The organism is Clostridium simiarum (genome assembly GCF_018919175.1).
GTDB lineage: Bacteria > Bacillota > Clostridia > Clostridiales > Clostridiaceae > Clostridium_L > Clostridium_L simiarum.
On sequence record NZ_JAHLQL010000005.1, the window covers coordinates 239,741 to 264,961 of the forward strand.

Annotated in this window: 23 protein-coding genes; 3 read left to right on the plus strand and 20 right to left on the minus strand. The window is 31.3% G+C overall.

Annotated features, from left to right (window positions below):
• Positions 1-116: 116 nt before the first annotated feature.
• The 11 genes from KQI89_RS14285 to tsaD all read right to left on the minus strand — a co-directional run bounded on the left by KQI89_RS14285 (position 117) and on the right by tsaD (position 12,242).
• The gene (locus tag KQI89_RS14285; protein WP_032120742.1) at positions 117-1,511 is read right to left on the minus strand and encodes a sigma-54 interaction domain-containing protein; all 1,395 of its coding nucleotides are present in this window, start codon (positions 1,509-1,511) and stop codon (positions 117-119) included.
• Between the two features lie 172 nt (positions 1,512-1,683).
• Positions 1,684-2,499 (minus strand): alpha/beta fold hydrolase, encoded by an 816-nt coding sequence (locus tag KQI89_RS14290; protein WP_216457611.1) that lies wholly within the window; start codon positions 2,497-2,499, stop codon positions 1,684-1,686.
• Between the two features lie 23 nt (positions 2,500-2,522).
• Positions 2,523-3,752, minus strand: coding sequence for an ABC transporter substrate-binding protein (locus KQI89_RS14295; RefSeq protein WP_216457612.1), 1,230 nt, complete (start codon positions 3,750-3,752; stop codon positions 2,523-2,525).
• A gap of 36 nt (positions 3,753-3,788) precedes the next feature.
• Positions 3,789-4,493 (minus strand): ABC transporter ATP-binding protein, encoded by a 705-nt coding sequence (locus KQI89_RS14300; RefSeq protein ID WP_032120739.1) that lies wholly within the window; start codon positions 4,491-4,493, stop codon positions 3,789-3,791.
• Complete coding sequence (locus tag KQI89_RS14305; RefSeq protein WP_032120738.1) at positions 4,486-5,265, minus strand: ABC transporter ATP-binding protein; 780 nt, start codon at positions 5,263-5,265, stop codon at positions 4,486-4,488. Before KQI89_RS14305 ends, KQI89_RS14300 begins: the two co-directional genes overlap by 8 nt.
• A gap of 1 nt (position 5,266) precedes the next feature.
• The gene (locus KQI89_RS14310; protein WP_246583127.1) at positions 5,267-6,271 is read right to left on the minus strand and encodes a branched-chain amino acid ABC transporter permease; all 1,005 of its coding nucleotides are present in this window, start codon (positions 6,269-6,271) and stop codon (positions 5,267-5,269) included.
• 2 nt (positions 6,272-6,273) lie between these two features.
• Complete coding sequence (locus KQI89_RS14315; RefSeq protein ID WP_216457613.1) at positions 6,274-7,140, minus strand: branched-chain amino acid ABC transporter permease; 867 nt, start codon at positions 7,138-7,140, stop codon at positions 6,274-6,276.
• A gap of 465 nt (positions 7,141-7,605) precedes the next feature.
• Positions 7,606-8,502 carry an intracellular short-chain-length polyhydroxyalkanoate depolymerase gene (phaZ, locus tag KQI89_RS14320; RefSeq protein WP_216457614.1) on the minus strand — a complete coding sequence of 299 codons (897 nt, stop codon included), beginning with the start codon at positions 8,500-8,502 and terminating at the stop codon, positions 7,606-7,608.
• Between the two features lie 179 nt (positions 8,503-8,681).
• Positions 8,682-9,974 carry a S1C family serine protease gene (locus KQI89_RS14325; protein ID WP_216457615.1) on the minus strand — a complete coding sequence of 431 codons (1,293 nt, stop codon included), beginning with the start codon at positions 9,972-9,974 and terminating at the stop codon, positions 8,682-8,684.
• A 232-nt stretch (positions 9,975-10,206) separates the two neighbouring features.
• Complete coding sequence (locus KQI89_RS14330) at positions 10,207-11,217, minus strand: alpha/beta fold hydrolase (RefSeq protein WP_216457616.1); 1,011 nt, start codon at positions 11,215-11,217, stop codon at positions 10,207-10,209.
• A gap of 2 nt (positions 11,218-11,219) precedes the next feature.
• Entirely contained in the window at positions 11,220-12,242 is a 1,023-nt protein-coding gene (gene tsaD / locus KQI89_RS14335) for a tRNA (adenosine(37)-N6)-threonylcarbamoyltransferase complex transferase subunit TsaD (RefSeq protein WP_216457617.1), read from the minus strand.
• A 251-nt stretch (positions 12,243-12,493) separates the two neighbouring features.
• Between tsaD and KQI89_RS14340 the strand changes: the two genes are divergently transcribed.
• Positions 12,494-13,120 carry a RusA family crossover junction endodeoxyribonuclease gene (locus KQI89_RS14340; protein ID WP_032120732.1) on the plus strand — a complete coding sequence of 209 codons (627 nt, stop codon included), beginning with the start codon at positions 12,494-12,496 and terminating at the stop codon, positions 13,118-13,120.
• Here KQI89_RS14340 and KQI89_RS14345 read toward each other — a convergent pair.
• Positions 13,117-13,956: a homocysteine S-methyltransferase family protein gene (locus KQI89_RS14345; protein ID WP_216457618.1), complete on the minus strand. Its 840-nt coding sequence runs from the start codon at positions 13,954-13,956 to the stop codon at positions 13,117-13,119. The two genes, KQI89_RS14340 and KQI89_RS14345, sit on opposite strands and share 4 nt — an antisense overlap.
• 83 nt (positions 13,957-14,039) lie before the next feature.
• On the opposite strand from KQI89_RS14345, the gene KQI89_RS14350 reads away from it, so the two are divergent.
• Complete coding sequence (locus KQI89_RS14350; protein WP_216457619.1) at positions 14,040-14,636, plus strand: GDSL-type esterase/lipase family protein; 597 nt, start codon at positions 14,040-14,042, stop codon at positions 14,634-14,636.
• Between the two features lie 79 nt (positions 14,637-14,715).
• Here the strand turns inward: KQI89_RS14350 and KQI89_RS14355 are convergent, their stop codons facing one another.
• The 8 genes from KQI89_RS14355 to KQI89_RS14390 all read right to left on the minus strand — a co-directional run bounded on the left by KQI89_RS14355 (position 14,716) and on the right by KQI89_RS14390 (position 24,398).
• Complete coding sequence (locus KQI89_RS14355; RefSeq protein WP_216457620.1) at positions 14,716-15,081, minus strand: DUF1667 domain-containing protein; 366 nt, start codon at positions 15,079-15,081, stop codon at positions 14,716-14,718.
• 5 nt (positions 15,082-15,086) lie between these two features.
• Positions 15,087-16,346, minus strand: coding sequence for an NAD(P)/FAD-dependent oxidoreductase (locus tag KQI89_RS14360; RefSeq protein WP_216457621.1), 1,260 nt, complete (start codon positions 16,344-16,346; stop codon positions 15,087-15,089).
• A 36-nt stretch (positions 16,347-16,382) separates the two neighbouring features.
• Entirely contained in the window at positions 16,383-17,819 is a 1,437-nt protein-coding gene (locus KQI89_RS14365) for an NAD(P)/FAD-dependent oxidoreductase (RefSeq protein ID WP_216457622.1), read from the minus strand.
• A 202-nt stretch (positions 17,820-18,021) separates the two neighbouring features.
• Positions 18,022-19,005, minus strand: coding sequence for a hypothetical protein (locus KQI89_RS14370; RefSeq protein WP_216457623.1), 984 nt, complete (start codon positions 19,003-19,005; stop codon positions 18,022-18,024).
• Between the two features lie 262 nt (positions 19,006-19,267).
• Positions 19,268-19,771 carry a hypothetical protein gene (locus KQI89_RS14375; protein ID WP_216457624.1) on the minus strand — a complete coding sequence of 168 codons (504 nt, stop codon included), beginning with the start codon at positions 19,769-19,771 and terminating at the stop codon, positions 19,268-19,270.
• A 338-nt stretch (positions 19,772-20,109) separates the two neighbouring features.
• On the minus strand, positions 20,110-21,357 hold the full coding sequence (gene hutI / locus KQI89_RS14380) for an imidazolonepropionase (RefSeq protein ID WP_216457625.1): 1,248 nt from the start codon (positions 21,355-21,357) through the stop codon (positions 20,110-20,112).
• A gap of 5 nt (positions 21,358-21,362) precedes the next feature.
• The gene (gene ftcD, locus KQI89_RS14385) at positions 21,363-22,268 is read right to left on the minus strand and encodes a glutamate formimidoyltransferase (RefSeq protein WP_216457626.1); all 906 of its coding nucleotides are present in this window, start codon (positions 22,266-22,268) and stop codon (positions 21,363-21,365) included.
• A 93-nt stretch (positions 22,269-22,361) separates the two neighbouring features.
• Positions 22,362-24,398: a urocanate hydratase gene (locus tag KQI89_RS14390; protein WP_216457627.1), complete on the minus strand. Its 2,037-nt coding sequence runs from the start codon at positions 24,396-24,398 to the stop codon at positions 22,362-22,364.
• 320 nt (positions 24,399-24,718) lie between these two features.
• On the opposite strand from KQI89_RS14390, the gene KQI89_RS14395 reads away from it, so the two are divergent.
• Entirely contained in the window at positions 24,719-25,213 is a 495-nt protein-coding gene (locus KQI89_RS14395) for a LiaI-LiaF-like domain-containing protein (RefSeq protein ID WP_032120722.1), read from the plus strand.
• Positions 25,214-25,221 lie beyond the last annotated feature (8 nt).

Below are 25,221 nucleotides of genomic sequence, written 5' to 3' on the forward strand. Positions count from 1 at the left end.
TAATCTTATAAAACTTTGCTATAACAGTTTTTATTAAAAATTTAATATTTAGTTATATTATCATAAAACTTTCTATAAATATAAACTGTAAAAAATTTAAACAGTGTATCCCTTTATTACATTTTCACATCTATACCGTACTCTTCTAATTTCCTATAAAGAGAAGCTCTTGGTATATTAAGCTTCTTTGATGTTTCAGATTTATTGTAATTACATTCTCTAAGTGTATTTATAATTATCTCTTTTTCTACCGAATCTAAAATATCTTTTAAATTTCCACTAGTTTTGTTAACTACCTTACTCTTCATAGATCTGTTTATTAAATAAGGTGGCAGATCAGCTATGGAAATGTTTACATCATCTGCATTTACACATATTTTTTCAACTATATTTCTAAGTTCTCTTACATTTCCTGGCCAATCATAATTAACTAGTATATCCATTATATTTTTAGGTACATTTCTATACATTCCAGTTTCTCTATAGAATAACCCTAAAAATTTGTCTATAAGCTCTGGAATATCCACTCTTCTTTCTCTTATAGGCGGTATCTCCAAGGTTAATACATTTAATCTATAATATAAATCTTCTCTAAACTTTCCATCATTAACTAACTGAAGCAAGTTTTTATGAGTAGCACTTATGACCCTTACATCCACCTTAAGTGGCGACTTTGCTCCTATAGGTTGTACTTCTTTTTCTTGAAGAACTCTTAAAAGCTTTGCCTGTAGATGTAGAGGCATTTCTCCTATTTCATCTAAGAAAATTGTCCCTCCATTAGCTAATTGAAACTTTCCTATATTTCCACCCTTTCTAGCACCAGTAAAACTGCCATCCTCATATCCAAAGAACTCGGATTCCATAAGATTTTCTGGTATGGCTGAACAGTTAACACTTATAAATGCCTTATCTTTTCTATTACTCTCATTATGTATAGAATGAGCAAATAATTCTTTACCAACTCCACTTTCACCTATTACTAATACGTTAGACTTTACTCTAGCCATCTTTTTAACTTTATTTTTACATTTTGATATTTCTTGGGATCTTCCTATAATATCATCTAAATTATATTTTGCTATGTTTAATTTTGCTATTTCATTCTTATAGAGTTTTAATTCTTTATCTAAAACTCTGTATTTATCCATAACTTCTTGAAGCTTACTAATATCCTCAAAGACTACCATACCAAAGCCACCCATAAGTTTCCCATCATCATCCATTATAGGTATACGATGAACAATTGCCTCATTACCATTATCAAATCTATGTTTACATGCTATTTCAGCTTGTTTTCTATGTAATGTATCTAAAAACTTAGAGGTAGGATTAGCTTCTGTAACCAATTTTCCTATAAGTTCTTCTCTAGGTTTTTTTAAAAAATCGCTAAAGGTTTTATTTATGTATATTATTTTTCCTTCCTTGTCTAATATATCTACAGCTATAGGAAGCTCATCAAAAACCGCGTAGCAAAATTGTATAAACTCTTTATTAATCATTATGTTATTCATCGAATCATCAACTCCCTTAAGTATTATTATACAAAATTAATACATATATCAAAGGGTTTTATTTAAAATCTTCACAAAATATAATTTTTTCATACTTCTTAAGTTAAAGTACTATAGAAATATTTTAAATAGAACATAAATAGCTGGATTTCTCCAGCTATTCATATTTTCGTTAAAGTATTCTTATGTTTTTATTATAGTTTCTAAGAAATCCACTAACTAAAGTTGCAAACTCAATGGGTTTCTCGTACATAGAAGCATGCCCTGACTCTTTTATAACTACCATACTAGAATCCTTAATTCCTTTATGAATAATTTCCTGATAGATCACAGGCGTTATGATGTCATATTCTGCTCCTATAATAAAAGTAGGTACATGAATCTCCTGCAATCTATTAGTTACATTAAGATCTGAAGCACTTTTAATAGCTCTTCTAAACCCTTCATACCACTCTTTTTTAAAACTATTTATTATGAGTTCCTCTCTTACCTTAAGCCATTTTGCATTTTCTTCATAAAATTTATGTGAATATATATATGGCATAGTGGCATTAAAGAATACTTCACCATCATATGTTCCTGCAGCGTAATCCCACAGTTTCTCTATACCCCTCATTATTTCTGTAGTATAGCTTGTAGTGTTTGCTAATATTAGACTTAATAGCCTTTTAGGATACTTTAGTGCAAATCTCATCGCCACTTCTCCCCCATAGGATATTCCTAATATATGGGCCTTTTTTATAGATAGCTTATCTAAGAAATCATTTAGCATATCTACATGTAATTCTTGGGTGTAACTCTCTTTGCCTTTACTAGAAGATCCTTGATCTATAAGATCTAGAAATATAACTTTATTATCTCTAAAATGCTCTATGAATGGCCTCCAACTTAAGCTACTCATCATTATACCATTTAAAAATATGACTGGCTCTCCCTCTCCATAGCATTCATAATTTAACTCATATTCCCCTATGGTAACTTTGTTCATATAATCATCTCCTATTGGAATTCTTACTCAGCTGATATAAAATCAGTTATTTTTTCATAACCAAAATTCTTATCATCTACATATTTAGCTTTCATGAAATACATTTTTTCAACACCATTTCTTCTGTCTTCAGTATAGGTTATACCTTTTGCTATACCTTCACTGTAGTCCTTTAATGATTCCATAGATTTAATATAGTTTTCCCAAGTTAAATCGCCTTTTACTCTCTTTAATCCTTCTGTAAATACTTGTGCTGCTACCCATCCTGCTACTCCATATGCATTCGGAGTTTCATCAGGGAAGTATTTTTTAAATGTATCGTTAAATTTCTTTGCTTCAGCATTATTAGGATCTGTTATATCTGGAACCCAAGCCGCTGTTATAGCTCCATCCCATGCATCTTTAGCAAGTTGGAATAAAGTAATATCTGCAACTATATAAGAAGCTAAAAATTGAGTTTTAAAGCCTTGTTTTTTAGCTTCATTAGCTATACCAGCTGCTGGTTTAGCATTTCCATAAATCACAGTAACATCTGGAGTATTTTCAGAAAGCTTTTGAACATGAGCAGAGAAGTCAACGTCTGCTGGATTATATGGAACCTCTGTAACTAATGCAGACTCTTTTCCCATTTTCTTAAGTTTTCCTTTTATTCCTTCTAATCCTTCTTTACCTATATCATTATTCTCGTATATAACAGCTATTTTATTAGCTTTTAAATCATCTATCATATATTTTGCCATTAAAGAACCTTCAAAAATATAGTTAGGTTGAACTGGGAAATAATTCCCTTTAACTTGCGATAATTTGCTTGCTCCAGTTCCTTGATATACTGCTGGTATTCCTTTTTCACTTAAGTAGTCTATGCACGAAAGGGCTCCTGGTGTACCAGTTTGTCCAACTATAGCAAAAACCTTATCTTTTTCCACTAATTCTTCTGCTTTTTGAAGAGCAACGTCTGGCTTAAATCCATCATCTTTCACTACAAGTTCTATTTTTTTGCCATTTACTCCTCCCTCTTCATTTATCATTTTAAAATATGCTTCCATACCGTGAGTTACAGGTATTCCAACTACAGCTACACCACCTGAGGTAGGAGCTATAGTACCTACCTTTATAGTATCACCCTCTACCCCTTGAGCTACTTCCCCTTTTGATTTCTCTCCCTCTTTTTCTCCATTAGAACCACCTTGACAACCTGCTAATAGAGATACTGATAATATACCTGCTAGAAGCATTGATATTTTCTTTTTCATAAATAATCCTCCTTTAATATATATGAAATATATTGCTTAACCACCTAAATAAGATTTTTTTATGCTTTCATTTTTTCCTATTTCCTCAGCTGTTCCTGCTAAAGATATATTTCCTGTCTCTAGTATGTAGATATAATCAGAAATTTTAACTGTTTGGAAAGCATTTTGTTCTACAAGAAGTATAGTCACTCCTCTTTTATTGATTTCTTTTATTATTTCAAAGATATCTTTAACCACTATAGGGGCGAGTCCTAATGATGGTTCATCCATTATAAATAGTTTAGGTGCAGCCATAAGTCCCCTGCCTATAGCTAACATTTGCTGCTCTCCTCCACTTAAGGTACCAGCTAGCTGTCTATTTCTTTCCTTTAATCTTGGAAAATATTCATAAACCATATGAAAATCTTCTTTTATTTTTTCTTTATCCTTTCTTAAATAAGCTCCAATTTTTAGGTTTTCCTCTACAGTAAGTTGTGGAAATATTTTTCTACCTTCTGGGCAATGAACTATACCTTTTGAAACTATTTTATCTGGAGAAAGAGAGTTAATCTTTTCTCCTTGAAACTCTATACTCCCTCCTGCAATTGGCACTAGCCCTGAAATAGATTTAAGGGTGGTAGTTTTACCGGCACCGTTGGCTCCTAAGATACTAACTATTTGACCTTCTTTTATATCTAAATTAATACCCTTTATAACATTTACATATCCATAATTAACCTCTAGGTCTCGTATCTTAAACATCCTTTTCTCCCTCCCCTAGATATGCTTCAATAACTACTGGATTACTTTGTATTTCCTTTGGAGTACCTTCAGCAATTTTTTTACCGAAGTTTATAACTGTCATTCTATCGCATATGCTCATAACCAATGACATATCATGTTCTACTAAAAGTATAGTTATACCAAACTTGTCTCTTATATTTCTTATTCTCTCTGCTAATATATTGGTTTCAGTATCATTCATCCCTGCTGCTGGTTCATCTAAAATTATAAGCTTAGGATTTCCTACAAGAGCTCTTCCAAGCTCTACTAGCTTTTGGACTCCATAAGGTAGGTTATAAACTAACCTATTTTCATATTCTCTTATTTCTAAAAAATCTAAGATGTCTTCGGCTCTCTTTTTTGCACTTTCTTCTTCTTTTTTAACCTTAGGAAGCTTAAACATACTTAAAAGTGTTCCATACTTTATAGTGGAATGTTCCCCCACTAGCAGATTATCTAGCACAGTCATATGTTTAAAGAGTTCCACATTTTGAAAAGTTCTAGCTATTCCTATATCCACCATTTGATGAACCTTTAACTCTGTAGCATTTATGCCATTAAATATAACTTTACCCTGATCTGGTTTGTAAAACTGACTGATAAGATTAAAAACAGTAGTCTTTCCCGCACCATTTGGCCCTATAAGTCCATAGATCTCCCCTTCTTCTATAGAAAAGCTTAAACTATCAACAGCTTTTAATCCTCCAAAGGCTATAGAAATATTGTCTACATTTAAAAGATTTTTCCCCATGCTAAGCCTCCTTTCCCTGTATCGAAGCATTACTCTTTGAACTCTTCATTGATAATTTACCCTTTATAGCTTGTATTATTTGATTTATTCCATATGGACAATATCTAACCGTTAATATTAAAAGTATTCCCGTGATTATAGTTGCGCCGTTTTTTATAGGAATAGCTTTAATATATTCAGGTAGCATGGTCATAAACATAGCACCTATAATAGAACCTGATATTGAGGATAATCCTCCTATTACTATCATAGCCAATAGGTTAAGTGAAACCGCCATGCCAAAGGATTGAGGATAAACTTGCCTATAAAGATATGCAAACAAACTTCCTGCTGCCCCAGCGTAAGCCGCACTTATCACAAAGGCTATAGTTTTATATTTTGCAGTATTAACTCCTAAGGAACTTGCTGCAATTTCGCTATCTCTAAGAGCCATTAAGGCTCTTCCAGTTTTACTATTTATAAGGTTTTTAGCTATTATAACTGCAATGACTATAAAAAATAGAATAAAGTAATACATGCTTATGCGTGTTTTAAATGCGTAACCTAAAATTTTAGGTGGATTTATACCTTTAAGACCTGAAAAACCTCCAGTAAATTTTTCAAACTCCATAAATACATGCTCAAAAGCAACTCCAAATCCTAAGGTTGCTATAGCTAGATAGTTTCCTTCAAGCCTAAGGGCTGGAAGTCCCAGTATAAATCCTAATATCGCTGTTACTAGTATTGATATAACTAAAGCTATTATAAAGTGGACATTGAATCTAATTGATAGATTAGCTGTTATATAAGCTCCTAAGCCAATAAAAGCTGCGTGTCCTAAAGATATCTGTCCTCCATATCCTAAAAGAATATTGTAGCCTATAGCAGCAATTACAAATATTCCTCCTAAGTTTATAAGAGTTATGGTGCTTGTCTTTAGAGGGACTATATTTGGAAATATTATGGCTATAAGTAATACAATAATATTTACCTTATTTTTTAATAAAAATTCTTTTAAACCCTTCAAGATTACACCTTCTTTCTATAAGTCTTTCCTAAGATACCATTTGGTTTTATTACCAACATTACAATTATTAAACCGAAAGCAAACACTGTTTTCCATGATAAAGAAACATACTTTCCGAAAAGGTTTTCTGAAATTCCAAGAATTAATCCTCCAACTACAGGTCCAACAAAGCTAGTAAAGCCACCTAGCACCGCTGCTGAAAATGATTTCAAATGAATGTCAGCCATCATGTTAATATCAAGGAAAGTAGTAGGTGCTATTAACATACCTGCAATAGATGATAAAACAGCACTTATAATCCAAGTAAGTGTAATAACTTTATTTACTGATATACCCATAAGTTCAGCTGCTTCAGGATTTTGAGAGGCAGCTCTTAAAGCAAGTCCAGTCTTTGTATATTTGAAAAAATAAAATAGTGCAAGCATTATTACCACAGTTACTGCTATAGTAAGTATACTATTTGGATCTACAGATACCCCTAAAAACTCTACATTTTTCCCACTAAACATTTTAGGAAATTGCTTTGTATCAAATCCAAACAGATTACCTGCCAAACCATTTAATATCATTATAAGTCCTAGTGTAGCTATCATGGAACTTACTAATGGAGCCTTTTCAAGGGGCTTTATTACTATCCTATGGAGAGTAAGTCCCATGACAGCCGCAAATACCATAGTAATGATCATCGCTAAAAAATATGGTACCTTAAGGGATGTTAATAATGTAAATGCAATAAAAGTATTAAACATGGCCATTTCACCTTGAGAAAAGTTAACTATATCTGAAGTTTTAAAAATCATAACTAATCCAAGTGCTGCCAATGAATACAAGCTTCCTGTTATCAGACCGCTGATAATAACTTGAAGCATAAGTCCACCTCCTATGTAATAAAATGATACATTGTATTTTTTTAATACATGCACTAAATTATTCTTTTTACTTAATTTTCATAAAAGTATAACAAGTGCACAGTGCTGTTAGCTTTTATTTATCTTTTATTTCAGCATATATCCTCTCCTTAAAAAATTATTTACTTGCCATATTACACAGCAGTTTTCATGCCAACATATAGAATATTCTTATAATCAAAGGTATAAATACCTAAAACTTCTATTAACAAGTAAAATACTACATAAAAAATAAAGAATTCTAATTCATCAAAATCTTAAAGCCTTTAATCAGCTTACTATTTATTAAATGAATTTTAGAATTCTTTATTTCTAATATTAAAAGAATATTTTTTCTCCTATATAATTTAAAGTCCTGTAGGTAAGGATTTATTTTATGACAATATTGTTTATTTTTGTGACATAGTTTTATAATGAATCTTTATACTATCTTAAAAACTGTTTTATTTCTTTAACCAACCTGTCCATGCAATCTATTAATGGCGAATGTCCTGAATCCTCTAAAATAACTAGTTTAGCATTTTTTCCTATTCCTCTTACTATTCCCTCTCCCATTTCTCTTGGAACTACATAATCTCTATCTCCTTGAAACACTAGAGTTGGTATATCTATTTTATCTACAAGACCATTTCCTTTAACTACTCCATTATGCTCATTAGATATATTGAAGTTGACAAGGGCATAATCTACATCTACAAGGTTTCTTTGTGTCATCATATCTTCAAGATACTCTTCATAAAGATTATCTTCAGGTTTATTTTTTGTATAAATAGCCATATTCCATAAAGTTCTCATAAACTCTTTATTTTTAGTAGCATAGGCTTGTAGCGCTGGTACCACTTGGATTGGATCCTTTTCTATATCTTCCTTTGAACTTATTAATTCTGTAAGTATAGGCTGTCCATTCTCATCTTTTCTAAACATAGGGTACCCCTTTATTCCTACAGATTCTAATAGTATTAGATTACTTACATAACCAGGGTAATCCGCTATAAATTGCATAGCTACTCCCCCACCTGTAGACCAACCCATCATAAGAAAGTCTTTCAAGCCCATAGCATCAACAAATAATTTAATATCATCAGAAAAATCTTTAAGTGAGTCTATCCTTTTATTATAAGTTGATTGTCCAAATCCTCTAAGATCTACTGCATATATTTTATACTGGTCTAAAAACTCTTTCATTAATATTTCCATATGCTTTGATGAAGTCATATTTCCATGAACTAAAATCATGATTTTATTGCCTTTACCAGCTTCTCTATAGCTCATAGTTTCTTCATTAGGTAATTTTATTGATTTTAATGTAATACTTTGATCCATAATTTACCCTCCCATAAATAAAAAATTCTAAATTTTCTAATGTTTTTTATTACTTAATATTATATAGCAACAAACATACCAAATGAAGCTTGGTTTCTATAGTAAACTTTTCTTAAGCAGAGGTGTAACCTTTGGTATTCTAAGCATAATAAAAAAGACGAACTTAATCGTCTTTTTTATTACTTTTGTTCTTCTAGTGTAAGATCTAAAGTTTTATTCTTTCCCTCTCTATAAACTTCTACTTTAACCTTATCTCCTGCACTCTTTTGTGATTTAAATTTATTAAGTTCAGCCATTGTTGTAACCTTATTACCATCGAAGCCTATAATTACATCTCCAGTTTTTATGCCCGCTTTTTCTGCTGAACTAAACTCTTCAACTTGTATTACATATACTCCTGCAGGTAATTTATTCTCTTTTGCTAACTTTTCTGATAAGTCTCTACCACCAATACCTATTTTTAATATTGGCTTAGATAAATCTCCTAATTTATTTTTAGCTTGATTTATAGGAATTGAGAAACCTATACCCTCTACTCCACCTTCTGCAGATTGGGAATTTATCTTGGCGGTATTTATTCCTATTACTTGACCTCTGGAATTTAATAAAGGTCCTCCACTGTTACCAGGATTTATAGCTGCATCAGTTTGAATAAGTGTTAAGTCTTTACCACCTATATTTATTGCTCTATTTATAGCACTTACTATACCAGAAGTTACTGTTCCTAAAAACTCTTTTCCTAATGGATTACCTATAGCAACTACAGATTCTCCTGCTTGAACAGAATCTGAATCTCCTAATTCAGCTATACCAGGCATTGTAATATTTTCTGTTATTTTAACTACTGCTATATCATTTTCCGCATCATAATTTATAACCTTTGCTTGGGCTTCCTTACCATCATTTAATATGACTTTTACATCCTGAGCACCTTTTATAACATGATAATTTGTAAGTACATATCCCTCTTCATTTATTATAAAACCTGATCCTATCCCTTCTGCTACCTGATTTCCAAAAACGCCATAGTCTTTAACGCTCTTTGTAGTAACCCCTACTACTGCGGGTCCAACTTTGTTTATAATTTCTGTAGCTGAAAGTGCATCTTTTTCTGAAGCTAAAGTGGTTGGTCCATAATTTATATTTTTCTCTTGTATAATCCTTCTATATAAGGCTGTATTTTTAAAATTATCACTTTGTGGAGCAATATATAGAACACCTGCTGCTCCTAAAAGTCCACCTATTATTGCAAATACTAAAGATAGGGCTATATATGGAAAAATGCTCCTATCCTTTTTTTTCTTAATCTTTTTAGGATTATTATCTTGATATTCCATACCTTTATTTTCACCTCCTATATTCTTATCCTTCTTTGAAGTATCCTCTTTTGGAACCATTATAAAATTTGGTTCGTAACTTCTTGAATTATTATCTTCTTTATTATTAAAATTATTTTCATACTTATTATCCATATAAAATCCCCTCCTCTGTTTCCTATTTGTTTTACCTTTATATATATATTAAGCCACAAATGTTACAATTATATGTCAAAGTAAAAAAATAAGAATGGATTACTTAATATAAAGTTCTTCTTAAATTCAGCTGAGTTTCCTTGTAAAACAGGATTAATAAGGGTGTAAATGGAATAAAATTCATAATAAAAAAGGCTTTCAAAGTCATCCCTTAAAAGCCTTACTTATGTTTTTACTTAAGTTTTCCTGTTTGTTCTAATATATTTCTTAAATGAAATACCACTTCATCTTCTCCTTGCAGTGGTATATTGCTTACACTAGAAATAACCTTTATCTCTGATTTAGATGATAGTTCAGCTAATTTCTTGGCCTCTTCTAAATACTGTTCTCCTTTATTTTCACTTAATAAAAGCACCAAAGGTTTTTCTCCAAGCAATGCTTTTTCTTGAGACTTTAGATTATAGTTTTTTAAAATATTTAGTTCTTCCTTATAGGCCTTAAGATACTTTTTACTTACAGTAGAAGAATTAAATACCTCCGCATTTTCTGGTGTAAGTAGTGAAGTTATGTCATTTTTTATGTTTACTAATTTCAAGTTATTTAACATTCTTACAAAACCTACATTAGCAAAAAACTTTTGTGAGGATTTAATCCTTATTTCTTTAGATAAGGTCTTTTGGTTTTCTTTAACCATTAAGTCCTTCTCTAAGATAGGATCTATAAGCATAACTCCTATTACCTGTTCTGGATAAGCCTTAGCAAAATTTGTTGCTAGAAGAGAACCATAAGAGTTTCCTACAAAGATATAAGGACCATTAATTGCTCCTCTATATAAAATATCCGAAAGATTTTTAACCTCATCTTCCATGGTTCTTTCTTTGTTAGATGCTTCACTTAATCCATAACCAGCTCTGTCATAATAAAAAACCCTAAATTCCTTTGGTATACTTTTTACAAACTTACTCCACTCTAAATGATCTGCACCTATATCAGAATCTAATATTATGGTAGCCTTTCCATGGCCTACTACATCATAGAATATCTTACTTTCATCAATGGATACATACTTTCCTTTTTCTTTAGAGTTGAGAGCAATTTTATGGCTAGTTATATTTTCATATAACATACCAGAAAATAACACCACAAATAAAACCACAAATATTATTTCAAATATTTTTAGCTTATTTACCTCTCTTTTAACTTTATATTTATGCAAACTATTAGAATAAGGTAAAAACTTCATAATTATCTTTCTCCTAATTTAAGATTTGGTTTTGCATTTAAATCTATAGAAGCTACTCTTCCTTTCATAAACTCAAAGTATGCCGCGCTACCTATCATAGCTGCATTATCTGTACATAATATAGGTGCTGGAAATAAGACTTCTATACCATTTTCTTTTCCTTCTTTTATAAGGTTATTTCTTAGTGCGGAGTTTGCAGCTACTCCTCCAGCTATAGCTACCTTATCTACTTCTTTTATTTTGCAGGTTTTAATTACATTATTCGTAAGTACATCTACTACAGCCTTTTGGAAAGAAGCTGCTATATCTGCTTTATTTATATCTTTTCCTGTCATCTCCATCTTATTTAAATAATTTAAAACCGCTGATTTTAAACCACTAAAAGAAAAATCTAAAGTATCATCATGAAAATTAGCTCTTGGAAACTTTATTGCATTCTCATTTCCTTCTTTAGCTAATTTATCTATCTTAGGTCCTCCAGGGTATCCTAGTCCCAATGCTCTTGCTATCTTATCATAAGCCTCACCAGCTGCATCATCTCTAGTTTGCCCTATAACCTCAAACTCTCCAAAATCTTTAACATACACTATAAAGGTATGACCTCCAGATACTACAAGGCACACGAAAGGAGGTTTTAAATCTTTATGTTCAATAAAGTTAGCACTTATGTGTCCTTCAATATGATTTACTCCTATTAAAGGTTTTTTCATTCCATAAGCTAATCCTTTTGCATACTGCATACCTACCAACAAAGCTCCAACTAGCCCTGGTCCATAAGTTACCCCTATAGCATCTATATCCTTTAAAGTAAGCTTTGCCTCCTCTAAAGCCTCTTCCACTACGGCATTTATAACTTCTATATGTTTTCTTGAAGCTACCTCTGGCACTACACCACCAAATTTTTTATGTATATCTATCTGTGAAGAAATTATATTTGAAAGAACTTCTCTACCATTTACTACTACTGCTGCTGAAGTTTCATCACAACTACTTTCTATCGCTAAAATTTTTACATTATTATCCATATTATACCTTCCTTAATATCTATAAATAGACTGCGTTCATCATTATATTATACTTAATACCACTTATATAATCAATAAGTTTGGTTATACACTGGAAAAATCATAATTTATTAAGAAATAAGTTCACCTTGAGAACATAAGTTTTCAATGATAAAATAAATATGATGGACTACTAAAATAATATAAAGCATTGAATATTTGAACAATATAACTAATAACTAGTTGTCAATGCTAATAAAGGAGCAATAATTATGTCATGTCATTATGCTAAAGTCATAGTAAAAGGCTCTCCTATTTCAAAATCTAATTTTAAGTTATTTAATACTCAAGGAAGAGCTATATTACCTTATAATTCAGGAAAATATCACGATAGATATGCTTTATATGAGGAAGAAATTGCATATGCTGCTATGAATCAAAACCCAAATATAACTATTACAGAATCCTTAATAGCAGTATTAAAGGTTTATTATAAGAGCTCTAAACGTCATCCTGACACTAATAATATAACTAAGAGTATATTTGACGGTATAGAAAAAAGTGGTTTAATAATAAATGATGCTCAAGTAAGAAAATTATATATAGAGGAATTCTATGATCCAGAAAACCCCCGATTTGAACTAGAGCTTTTTTCAGAAAGTCACTATGATATAGGTTATAAAATATGTAAAAGGAAAGACCCATTAAGTCCCATAGAGTATTCCCCTCCTTCTAATAAAAAATCCACCCATTCATTATCTTTAAATTCAAAAGCTTCCAAAGTAAAGTCTGGCAAACTATGTGATATTTGTGGAAAAGCTTTAGGAGAAAATGAAGGTGTCTCTGCCAATAAAGGAAATACATTTATATGTACAACCTGTTTTAAAAAGCTATTTTAAAGCCTTAATAAACTCTGCTTTAAAGCTTTTATATGTGAAGGAGTTGTACCACAACATCCACCTAGGTATCTTGCTCCTTCCTTATAAAGCTCAACCATATTATCGCTAAATTCCTCTATAGAAACCTCATATCTTAAATTACCACTGTCATCTTTAGGCTTGCCTAAATTTGGTTTAGCTATTATAGGTAGTTTAGAATACCTTTTAAATTCCTTTACCAAACTCATTGCATTTTCACCTATATTTACACAGTTAAATCCTAAAGCTTTTATATTATAACCCTTTGTTATATCTATTATTTCCTCTACAGATTCTCCTGAATATAACCTATTATCCTCATTAAAAGTAAAACTTAATAAAACATCTTTATTTATATCTTCAAAAGCTTTTAATGCACATAAGACCTCTGAACTTTGATACATTGTTTCTATGAATATCATATCCACATCAACTTCTTTAACTATTTTAGCTATTTCTCTATAAACTTCATATATATAATCCTCACTTACCTCTTTCATATTTATTCCTAAAGGTCCTACATCATAAGCCACTAATCCATCAATGGAAGTGAACTTTGCAAGATAAACAGATTTTTCTATTATGCCTTTCATGCTATGATAGTCTTCCTTTAAAGCTATTCTATTTAGAGAGAAGCTATTAGTAAGTATCACATTGCTACCTGCTTTTCTATAGTCTTCGTGTATTTCTCTAATTAAAGATCCTTTATTAAGATTCAACTTAGGAATAAGGCTATAGTCTTTAATTCCCTTTTCCTTCAATAAAGTTCCCATAGCTCCATCTAACAATATATAGTCCTTCTTAATCTTATTATCCATAGCTTATTTCCTTTCTATTTTAATAAGTGTATATTATAATTGTACTATATACATAGAATTAATTTATTAACAGGAGGTTAATTGTGAAAATTGTTTTTATTGGTGACAGCTTGACCTTTGGTTATGGTGTAGAAAAAAGATATAGATGGATTGAGTTATTTAAAGAAAATAGTAACCTTGAGGTTATGAATAAAGGAGTTAACGGAGATACCACCACAGGTATTTTATCAAGATTTTATAGTGATGTAATTAGTCAAAAGCCTGATTTTGCTTTTATAATGGCTGGAAGCAATGACTTTCTATTAGGACGAGATTTATTTAATGTAACTTCTAATATAGAGATTTTAATAAAGGATTGTAATGAAAATAATATAACTCCCATAATAGGAATTCAACCCTTTATCATAGGTTCTATGGCTAAGATTTCTTGGTCCTCTTATATAGATTATTCCTTTGTAAACTCCCTAATCTATACATACAGGGAAAATATAATAAAGCTTTGTAGTAAGAATAATATAGATTATGTTGACTTTTATAAGAGCCTTGAAAATATAGTGAATAAAGAAAATGAAGAAGAGTATTTTATAGACGGTCTTCACCCCTCAGAAAAGGGTCATAAAATTATGATAGAGAACTTTATAGAAAAATTCTCCTTGATTCTTATAAAAAATCAGTATTAAAATTTAGGGACTATATTTAGCTTAATTTATCCTATAAGTCTAAGTATAGTCCCTTTTATTTATAAATAGATTATTATTTTTACTTCATATCAATTTTACGTGTAGCTATTACATTAACCCCTGTACCTGCTATATTTTCTAGCACTACATCTCCTATATTTATAGGGGCTATAACCTTTAACCCCTTTAATGCCTTTATGCAATCCAGTATCTTTCCCTTTGGAACATCTTTTTCTGTCTTTACAGGCACCATATCTATATCTCCTTCCTCAACTTTAACTGAAGAAGTTATTATTCTTGTTGGATTTGTACATTCTTTTATACCGTACTCCTCACCTTTCTTACATGTGTTACCTGTAACTCTAATGACTTCTTTTCCTTCTATTTCTACTTCAAGCATACATCCCATAGGACATCCTATACACACTAATTCTCTCTTTGTCATGGCTCTTACTCCCTTTCTACTTTAATGGTGATCTTCTTACAATCTTTATGTTTAAGCAACATATCTTTGTTTAATCTCACGGTTTCCATTTCTCCTGGAGTAAGAATTCTCTTTTTAATATGCATTTCTTGAGTCCCATCAAAATACACAGCTATATAAGAATCTTTATAAACCTCTCCTACCCTAAATCTAACTTCTAATTGTTTTTTAATATTGTCAGGGTTTACAAATTTAGGCACTGTATACCTTACTCCCTCAGTAGCCATTATTTCTATTTTATCCCCATTGAATCTGCTTCCATTAACATAATTAGCAGCATTTTTACCTGCATTATAGCTCTCTGTTGTAACATTATCCACTAAGTCGTGAACATGAAGCACATTTCCACAGGCAAATATTCCCTCTGTTTCTGTTTGCATACTTTCATCAACTTCAGGACCACCTGTAACACTAGATAGTTTTATTTCAGCTTTCCTTGATAATTCATTTTCTGGAAGTAATCCTACTGATAATAATAGAGTATCGCAGTCTATATATTCTTCACTTCCCTTAATAGGTCTTCTATTTTCATCAACTTTAGCTATGGTTACTCCTTCTACCCTGTCTCTTCCCTTTATATCTATGATAGTATGACTAAGTTTTAGAGGTATATCAAAGTCCTCAAGACATTGAACAATATTTCTCTTAAGCCCACTTGAATAAGGCATAAGTTCTACTACCGCTTTAACCTTAGCCCCTTCTAAAGTCATTCTCCTAGCCATTATAAGCCCAATATCTCCTGAACCAAGTATAACTACTTCTTTTCCTGGAACATATCCTTCTATGTTTACAAACTTCTGTGCTGTACCAGCAGTATATATTCCAGCACATCTACTTCCTGGTATATTTATAGCTCCTCTTGGTCTTTCCCTACATCCCATGGCTAATATTATACTTTTTGCCTTTAGTTCCATTATGCCATCCTCAGGATTTACTGCTGTTATAACTTTATCTTTGTTTAAATCAATTACCATAGAGTTTAACTTATAAGGTATTTTATATTCTTCTATCTTATCTATAAATCTTTGAGCATACTCAGGTCCTGTTAGTTCCTCTTTAAAAGTATGGAGCCCAAAACCATTATGTATGCATTGATTTAATATTCCACCTAAATGATCTTCTCTTTCAAGTATTAAAATGTTATCTATTCCTTCTTCCTTTGCAGATACAGCAGCTGCCATTCCTGCAGGCCCACCACCAATTACAACTACGTCAAATTCTTGCATTACTAAAACCTCCACTCTATATTCCTATTAAAGCTCTTAGATTCCTTCTTTATTCTCAGCTACTAATATATTAGAATTTCCTCTATTCTTCTTTATTTCTGTTATAGGACGTTTAAGCTCCTTAGATAGAATGTCTACTACCCTGCTAGAACAAAAACCACTTTGACATCTACCCATACCAGCTCTTGTTCTTCTTTTTACACCGTCAAGAGTAGTAGCACCTAGAGGTCTTCTTATGGAATCTATTATTTCTCCCTCAGTTACAAGTTCACATCTACATATTATTTTACCATACTTAGGATCCTTAGCTATTAACTCTCTTCTCTCATCATTATTCATTTCTCTGAATCTCGGTATGGATTTCCTTATAGGATTAAAATCCTTATTTATTGAAGGCTTAAGTTTTTCTATTACTATGTTGCTTACCATTTCCGCAATGGCAGGAGCACTAGAAAGTCCTGGGGATTCTATTCCTGCAGCATTTATAAATCCTCTAGCATCCTCTACTTCTCCTATTATAAAATCATCCGTAGTGCTATGAGCCCTTAGTCCAGAGAAATTTGTTATTATTTGATTTAGAGGAATATTTTTAACACTTTTTCTGGATTTTTGCAATATATCATCAAGACCTTCCTTAGAAGTATTAAGATCTTCTTTATCATTTATATCTATAGCATTTGGACCTACTAAAAGGTTTCCATCTACTGTTGGAGTTACTAGCACTCCCTTACCCATATTACTTGGTAATTGGAATATAGTTCTTTTTATCATATCTCCTGCAGCTTTATCAAATAAGCAGTACTCTCCTCTTCTTGGAACTATTTCTAATTTATTTTTGCTTACCATATTGTTTATCTCATCTGCGAAAACACCAGCAGCATTTATTACAACTCTTGTATTTATGTCTCCCTTATTAGTATGGATCACATATCCTTCTTCACTGCTAGTTATATTTTCTACCTTTGTATTTAATTTAAACTCCACTCCATTTTTAGCAGCATTTTCTGATAATGCAATGGTTAACTCATAAGGACACACTATTCCACCTGTAGGAGCATAAAGAGCAGCTACAACTTCATCGCATAAATTAGGTTCCATTGCTAATATTTCTTCCTTTGACAATATCCTCATGTCTGGTACTCCGTTTATTTCACCCTGCTTTTTCAAATTTTCTAATCTATATTTACTTTCTTCTTCAAAACACAAAACAAAGGACCCATTTCTTTTAAATGGAAAATCTAATTCTTCTGCAAGTTTATCAAACATAGCATTTCCTTTAGCATTTAGCTTACCCTTTAATGTATCTGGCTTTGCATCATAACCTGCATGGATTATAGCACTATTAGCCTTAGTAGTTCCTGAGGATACATCTTCAGTTTTTTCTATAATACAAGTTTTTAATTGATATTTGCTTAATTCTCTCCCTATAGAAGCTCCTACTACACCAGCTCCAATAATAATAACATCAAACATTGAAAACCCTCCATTCTTTGTCAAATGATAAAACAAAAAAGAGAACAAAATTTAAGTAAACTACTTAAATCTGGTTCTCTTCTACTCCACCAAAATTTAAAATGAAATATTTAATTTATAATTATTGTCTTAATTTTATCACAATATAGTTTTTAATTCAATAGTGTTAACAATATATTTGAAATAATGACCTTTATATCTTTCAAAAGTCCTTATAAAAATACTCTATAGTCTCCTCTATAACTCCTTCTTTATAAGTAACTATCTTCAATGCTCTTCCATTAGTATTATAGTAGCATTGTTGAAGAATATTTCCCTCTTCATCCTGTACCACGGTTTTACAAGGTAATGTTTTATTTCCTTCATAAAACTTCTTTTCCATTAAAAATAATATATTAAAATCTTCTATACCATTTTTTACAGACCTCCCTTTTATAGTTATAGGTCTGTACTCACAAATATTTCTGCCCTCTATATCATATAAAAATTCTCCTATAAAAACTTCCTTAAATTCATTATTCTCTTTTATTAATTGAAATGCTATATTATCCTTTACTTTTATAGTATCACTATGTTCCTTACAGCTACATTCTATCCATTTATAATTATAAAGTATTCTTCCTATAGCATTTCCTATAGAATCTTTTATAAGAACTTCCCTCAAATCTTCATCCTCATCATAGCTAAATAGCTCTTCAAGTTCTATATCTTCACAACGTTTAATCTTAGACAATTTACCTGTTTCATCATAAAAATATTGACTTTTACTTAATACACTATCAGAAGTTATATCTATCCTTCTTATCATTTCGTCGCAGACTTTTTTTCCTTCTCTATCATATTCGCAAAATTGTACTATATTAGCCGCAAACCCCTTACTATCTATTTCTTTAAAGTTTTTTTCCTCATTATAGCTTATTTCATTAATATATTCTATAGATCCATTTCCATTTTTATTTACTACTTTTTCTAAATACTTTTCTTCATTATATCTATATTCTTTAATAGTTAAAACATTGTTCTTATTATCTTTATTTATTTCCTTAACTTCACCTTCTCTAAATTTTCTTTCATGTACCCTCTTAATAAAGCCTTTTCCATCAGTTTCTATTTTTTTAATCCATAGTTTGTCCCATAAATTTATTGTTTTTATATCATTAAAAAAATTAAATAGGTTATCTAGCAAGGATACTCACCTCTTCCCAATGTTTATCATATATTTATATCATTTATAATGGAATATATGTAAATTTATTCCTAAGACTAATATTTACATTATATTATATATATATTATATACGCAACAAAGGGTTAAAGGATTACGAATTTGTAAATAAAGGTTGAAAATCATGTTATACCTTAATTTTCAATCTTTATTCTTTTTCTAACAAGGGATATTTTATTTAAGGTCAATGTAAAATTAAATCTTTAATTGAAATGAAACTTATGCTACTTTGTAATTATTTCCCCATCTGTAGATATTACTATTTCTTCAAAGGATATATCTCTACCTACTCTATTTATAGCCTTAACTATTATTTCCTTCATATCCATGCAACAAGGCACTTCCATACGCACTAGTGTTATGGCATTTATATGATTTATACTTAGTATTTCTTTTATTTTACTTTCATAAACCTCCTTGTGCTCTGATTTTGGACAGGCTATTAATGTAGTTTTACCCTTTATAAAGTCCTTATGAAAGTTGCCATAGGCGTAAGCTGTGCAATCTGCTGCTATAAGTAGCTCATCCTTTTTAAAAGCTAAAGCCCATGGACTTATAATATTTAGTTTTATTGGCCACTGCATTAGCTCTGAAGAAATATGAAATTCTTCTGTATTCTCTTCCCTTATTTCAGTTTTTCTATCTACATTAAATCCTTCAAAAGGATCAAAATCTAATGAAAATTGCATTCTTTTAGTAGATTTTTCTTTGTTTTCATCTATACTCATTTAAAAACTCTCCCCTTAACATGAACTTACTACTGAATAGTATAACTCAATTTTAATCTTTAAATCAGTATCCAATGTTACCTATATACTTTCAAATATTTCTTTTAAATTATTTCTGCAGAACCAATATCTCCCCTCTTGTGTGAATCACTTAAGCAGGTAACCAAATCTACGATTTGATGGTAGTCGCTTACTCCTCGAGTACTCATCTGAAGTCATGAAGATGAGTTTCCTTAATACACTATTAGCAATGAGATAAAAATATATAAAAATCCCCACTTTAATTTTTATTAAAGTGGGGATTTTTATTATTTAATTTAATGATTATCCTTTTAAATTTAGGCTTTGCTATAAACTATTCTGCCCTTCTTAATTACCTTCTCTACAGTATTTACTCCTATATTATATGGAATAAACTTATAGGATGGGTATTTCAGCATTACCATATCTGCTTTCTTTCCTACATCTATACTGCCTATACTTTCTGCTCTATGAATAGCTGCTGCCGCATTTATAGTAAGAGCAGTTATAGACTCTTCTATAGTTAAATTCATTTGAAGACAAGAAAGTGCAAATAATAAAGGTATTGAATTAGTAAAACAGCTACCTGGATTAAAATCTGTAGCTAATGCAACGGCACACCCCTTATCTATCATCTCTCTTCCCCTTGCAAAAGATTCTCTTAAGCTAAAAGCAGTACAAGGAAGTAAAGTTGCTACCACTCCTGCTTTTGCCATAGCCCCTATACCTTCATCGGAAGCCTGCAATAGGTGATCCGCTGAAATAGCTGACAATTCTGCCGAAAGCTCTGCTCCACCTAATTGAACTATTTCATCTGCATGAAGTTTAAGTTTCATGCCAAGGCTTTTAGCAGCTTTTAATATACGTCTTGATTGCTCTATAGAAAATACATTCTTTTCACAAAATACATCACAAAATTCCGCATTATCCTTAACCTTAGGTAAAACTTCATTTATTATAAATTCTACATACTCTTCTGTTCTACCTTTGTATTCTGCTGGTGTAGCATGGGCTCCTAAGAATGTAGACACTACATCAATTTCATGATCCTTATTTAATCTTTCCATAACCTTTAGTTGTTTTAACTCTGTTTCTAGATCTAATCCATAACCGCTTTTTCCTTCCACAGTGGTTACCCCAAATTCAAGCATAGAGTTTAGCCTTTCCTTGCCTAAAGCATAAAGTTCTTCCTCTGTAGCTTCTCTTGTACTCTTTACTGTATTTACTATACCTCCACCTCTTTCCATAATGGACATATAGCTATCGCCCTTTAATCTCCACGAAAACTCTTCTGCTCTATATCCTCCAAATATGAAATGAGTATGAGGATCTACAAATCCAGGAAGTATAGTTTTTCCCTCTGCAGATATAACTTCATATTGGCTTTCATCTATATCTTTTAATATCTCTTCTGTAGCACCTACTGCTTTTATAATTTCATTTTCTATGATTATAGAAGCGTTATATATCACTCCTATATCCTTCATAGCTTCTCCTTTTTTTTCTTTAAAACCTGTACACGTAACTACCTCAGAAGCATTTTTTATTATTACCTTATCCTTCATTCCTACTACTCCATTAATCTATTTTCTAAAACTTGATCTAAGGAGAAGTCTTCTATTCCCATGTAATAAACTGCTGTATCAATTAAAGCTTCCATAGGTAAGAGTCCTATAACTTCGCTACCTACTACATTTACACCATATCTTTTAGCTTCCATTTTAACCATTTCAAAGGCCCTATATATAGCTGTCTTAGTATAATCTGTAAGATTCATGGATACTTGAGTTATTCCTCTTTCTTTTAGTTCAACGCCCATAGCTTTACAGAATCTTAATCCTCCTCCTATGAATCTAACATTTTTTGCTATACTACTAGCTATATCTAAATTTGGAGTATCTAAGTTCACATTAAAAGCAACTAATGGCATTCTAGCACCTATAGCAGTAACTCCAGCAGTTTCATGAACCTTGTCTGGACCAAAGTCTGGTTTCCAGTTAGGATCTTGGAACTTTTCATTCATTCCCTCAAATTCACCTTTTCTAACCTTTGCAAGATTTTCTCTCTCTGCTCGTGAAGCAGCCTTTTCATATAAATAAATTGGTAGATTAAACTTTTCTGATACCTCTTTAGCCAGTTGTTTTGCAAGATCTATAGCCTCTTCCATAGTTACATTTTTTATAGGAATAAAAGGTACTACATCTGTTGCTCCCATTCTTGGATGCTGTCCCTTATGTTCTCTCATATCTATAACTTCTATAGCCTTTCCCATAGCTTCTAATACTGCATCCTTTAATGCTATTGGTTCTCCAACCACAGTAACAACTAATCTATTGTGATCTTCGTCTCTACTGTAATCCAATAACTTTACTCCTTCTTTTCCTCTGAAGGCTCCTATAATTTTTTCTATTTTTTCTAAATCTCTACCTTCACTAAAGTTTGGAACACACTCAATTATTTTTCTATCATTACTCATATTAAAGTCCATCCTTTCTTTGGTACATTTATATATTGTCCATTTAAATTATTTCTTTAATTAAAGAGTTAGAGCTATTTTCACTCTTAACCCTTAATTATTCAACTTATTAAAAGCTTTTTCTATAACATTTTCCACTAAGTCTTCTTTTGGTATAAAGGGTAACGTTATATGATCTTCTCCTGATTTCATCTTATTATATTCCATACTTGTACTTATAGAGTTTTCATTTCTAGCCCAAGCTCTTCTTGCTACTCCTCCCATTACATCCCAGGGCATAGCAGTTTTTATTATATTATCTACTTTCTCACTACCATCTAAAACAAGACCAAATCCTCCATTTATAGACTTACCTATACCAACGCCTCCTCCATTATGAAGGGCTATAAGACTCATTCCTCTAGCGGCATTTCCAGCATAACATTGAACTGCCATATCAGCCATTATATTACTTCCGTCTTTTATGTTAGAAGTCTCTCTAAAAGGTGAATCCGTTCCACTTACATCATGATGGTCTCTTCCTAGCATTATAGGTCCAACTTCACCCTTCCTAACCATTTCATTGAATCTTAAAGCTATTTTTGTTCTTCCCATAGCGTCTTGATATAATATTCTTGCTTCTGTTCCTACCACTAGCTTATTATTTTCTGCATCTCTTATCCATACATAGTTGTCTCTATCTTGGGCTCTTCTATTTGGATCTATACAATCCATAGCTGCCTTATCAGTTTTTATAAGATCTTCATGTTTTCCACTTAAACATACCCATCTAAAAGGTCCATATCCATAATCAAACAACTCTGGCCCCATTATATCCTCTACATATGAAGGGAATATAAATCCATCTTTTTCATCTACCCCATTTTTAGCTATTTCTTTAACACCTGCATCGTAAACAGCCTTCATAAAGGAATTTCCATAATCAAAGAAATAGGTCCCTCTATCAACTAGAACTTTTATAAGTTCATAATGTTTCCTTAAACTCTTATCTGCTAACTCTTTAAATTTATCCCTGTCTTCTTTTAAAAGTTTCGTTCTTTCTTCAAAGCTTACTCCTTGAGGACAATATCCACCTTCATAAACTGCATGACAGGAAGTTTGATCTGATAATAATTCTATATGGAAATTATTATCCACTGCATATTGTAGCAAATCTACAACATTTCCATGATAAGCTATAGATATAGGCTCTTTTTTATCCATATATTCTTTAGCAAAAGTAAATACTTCTTTTAAGTTTGATGATACCTTTGCAACCCATCCTTGATTATATCTTGTTTCTATTCTAGAATAATCTACCTCTGCAACTATACCTACTCCACCAGCTATCTCTATGGCCTTTGGCTGAGCTCCACTCATTCCTCCAAGCCCAGAGGATACAAATATATGACCTCTTAAATCCTCATCTGGTCCTACCCCTAACTTTTGTCTTCCTGCATTCAATATTGTATTAAAGGTTCCATGAACTATTCCCTGTGGTCCTATATACATCCAACCTCCAGCAGTCATCTGTCCATAGTTAGCTACACCCATTTGCATAGCATAATGCCAGTCTTCGTTATTATCAAACATACCAATCATTAAAGCATTTGTTATTATAACTCTTGGAGCATCTGGTTTTGATTTAAAGAGCCCTAATGGGTGTCCTGATTCTATAACCAGAGTTTGTTCTTCTGTCATAACTTCTAGGTATTTTTTTATTAATCTATATTGCATCCAATTCTGGCATACTTGTCCTGTTTCTCCATAGGTTACAAGCTCATAAGGATAAAGAGCTATTTCAAAATCTAAATTATTATCAATCATAACTTGAAAAGCTTTTCCTTCTACACAGTTCCCTTTATATTCATCTATGGATTTACCATAGATTCTTCCCTCTGGCCTAAATCTATATCCATATATCCTTCCTCTAGTCATAAGCTCCTCCATAAATTCTGGAGCTAAAACCTCATGATATTTTTCTGGTATATATCTTAATGCATTTTTTAAGGCTGTTTCTGTTTGTTTCTTCGTAAGAGTAAATCCTCTGTCCGGAGCACGTCTTATGCCTTCTTTAAATTCAGGCATCTCCGGAAGCACATCATCTAACTTTATGGTCATTGCTTCTGAAATATCTACATTGCTTATCATAAAAACCACCCTTTCTGAAATATTTTAAATATTCCCTAATATTTAAATATCCATACAATTATATTTTATATGTTAAATTCAGAATAATCCACATATTCTTTAAACCTTGTTTTTTTTTTCGAATATATGAATAGATAGTGCCTCTTATAAAAAAACTATCTAGTATTCAAAAACTTTTTTGATAAATTGTTAAAATTTATTAAGTTATGACTGTAGTCATAATAGTTATCACTATAATTATTACTTTAATCATTTTACAATTTCTATGCGATGTAATAGAATTTATATATAGAATAAATCTTGCAGAGGAGTGGAAATAAATGAAAAAAAGTAATATGACCTTTGGTATTGTATTAATACTTATAGGCTTAGGATCTTTAATAAATAGAATTTTCTTTATAGATATTATTAGTTTTAAGAATCTTTGGCCTCTTTTTCTATTGATACCAGGAATAATGTTTGAAGTAAGATATTTTGAAACAAGAAAGGATCCAGGCATACTAGTACCTGGTGGAATATTAACTACTCTAGGTGTATTGTTTTTACTAGAAAATCTTACAAACTGGCAACTTAAACAATATATATGGCCTTTATACCCTCTTTCCGTGGCAGTAGGATTATTTCAATTATACTGGTTCGGAAATAGAGAAAGAGGACTTTTAATTCCAGTGTTTATCTTGACTCTAGTTTCTACCATATCACTAATAAATCAATTATTTAGTCAAGTATTCTATTGGATGAATTACAAAATAATCTTCCCAATAATTTTAATAGCTATAGGCTTATATATATTATTTAATGAATGGAAAAGATAGAGAGAAAA

Coding starts and splice junctions, on each gene's coding strand:
- KQI89_RS14355 (WP_216457620.1), bottom strand. CDS start 15,081: ATGACAAAGAGAGAATTAGTGTGTATAGGATGTCCTATGGGATGTATG.
- hutI (WP_216457625.1), bottom strand. CDS start 21,357: ATGAAGGATAAGGTAATAATAAAAAATGCTTCTGAGGTAGTTACGTGT.
- KQI89_RS14300 (WP_032120739.1), bottom strand. CDS start 4,493: ATGTTTAAGATACGAGACCTAGAGGTTAATTATGGATATGTAAATGTT.
- KQI89_RS14305 (WP_032120738.1), bottom strand. CDS start 5,265: ATGGGGAAAAATCTTTTAAATGTAGACAATATTTCTATAGCCTTTGGA.
- KQI89_RS14360 (WP_216457621.1), bottom strand. CDS start 16,346: ATGCAAGAATTTGACGTAGTTGTAATTGGTGGTGGGCCTGCAGGAATG.
- KQI89_RS14290 (WP_216457611.1), bottom strand. CDS start 2,499: ATGAACAAAGTTACCATAGGGGAATATGAGTTAAATTATGAATGCTAT.
- KQI89_RS14315 (WP_216457613.1), bottom strand. CDS start 7,140: ATGCTTCAAGTTATTATCAGCGGTCTGATAACAGGAAGCTTGTATTCA.
- KQI89_RS14295 (WP_216457612.1), bottom strand. CDS start 3,752: ATGAAAAAGAAAATATCAATGCTTCTAGCAGGTATATTATCAGTATCT.
- tsaD (WP_216457617.1), bottom strand. CDS start 12,242: ATGGATAATAATGTAAAAATTTTAGCGATAGAAAGTAGTTGTGATGAA.
- KQI89_RS14330 (WP_216457616.1), bottom strand. CDS start 11,217: ATGAAGTTTTTACCTTATTCTAATAGTTTGCATAAATATAAAGTTAAA.
- ftcD (WP_216457626.1), bottom strand. CDS start 22,268: ATGAGTAATGATAGAAAAATAATTGAGTGTGTTCCAAACTTTAGTGAA.
- KQI89_RS14375 (WP_216457624.1), bottom strand. CDS start 19,771: ATGAGTATAGATGAAAACAAAGAAAAATCTACTAAAAGAATGCAATTT.
- phaZ (WP_216457614.1), bottom strand. CDS start 8,502: ATGGATCAAAGTATTACATTAAAATCAATAAAATTACCTAATGAAGAA.
- KQI89_RS14325 (WP_216457615.1), bottom strand. CDS start 9,974: ATGGATAATAAGTATGAAAATAATTTTAATAATAAAGAAGATAATAAT.
- KQI89_RS14340 (WP_032120732.1), top strand. CDS start 12,494: ATGTCATGTCATTATGCTAAAGTCATAGTAAAAGGCTCTCCTATTTCA.
- KQI89_RS14345 (WP_216457618.1), bottom strand. CDS start 13,956: ATGGATAATAAGATTAAGAAGGACTATATATTGTTAGATGGAGCTATG.
- KQI89_RS14390 (WP_216457627.1), bottom strand. CDS start 24,398: ATGATAAGCAATGTAGATATTTCAGAAGCAATGACCATAAAGTTAGAT.
- KQI89_RS14365 (WP_216457622.1), bottom strand. CDS start 17,819: ATGTTTGATGTTATTATTATTGGAGCTGGTGTAGTAGGAGCTTCTATA.
- KQI89_RS14395 (WP_032120722.1), top strand. CDS start 24,719: ATGAAAAAAAGTAATATGACCTTTGGTATTGTATTAATACTTATAGGC.
- KQI89_RS14285 (WP_032120742.1), bottom strand. CDS start 1,511: ATGAATAACATAATGATTAATAAAGAGTTTATACAATTTTGCTACGCG.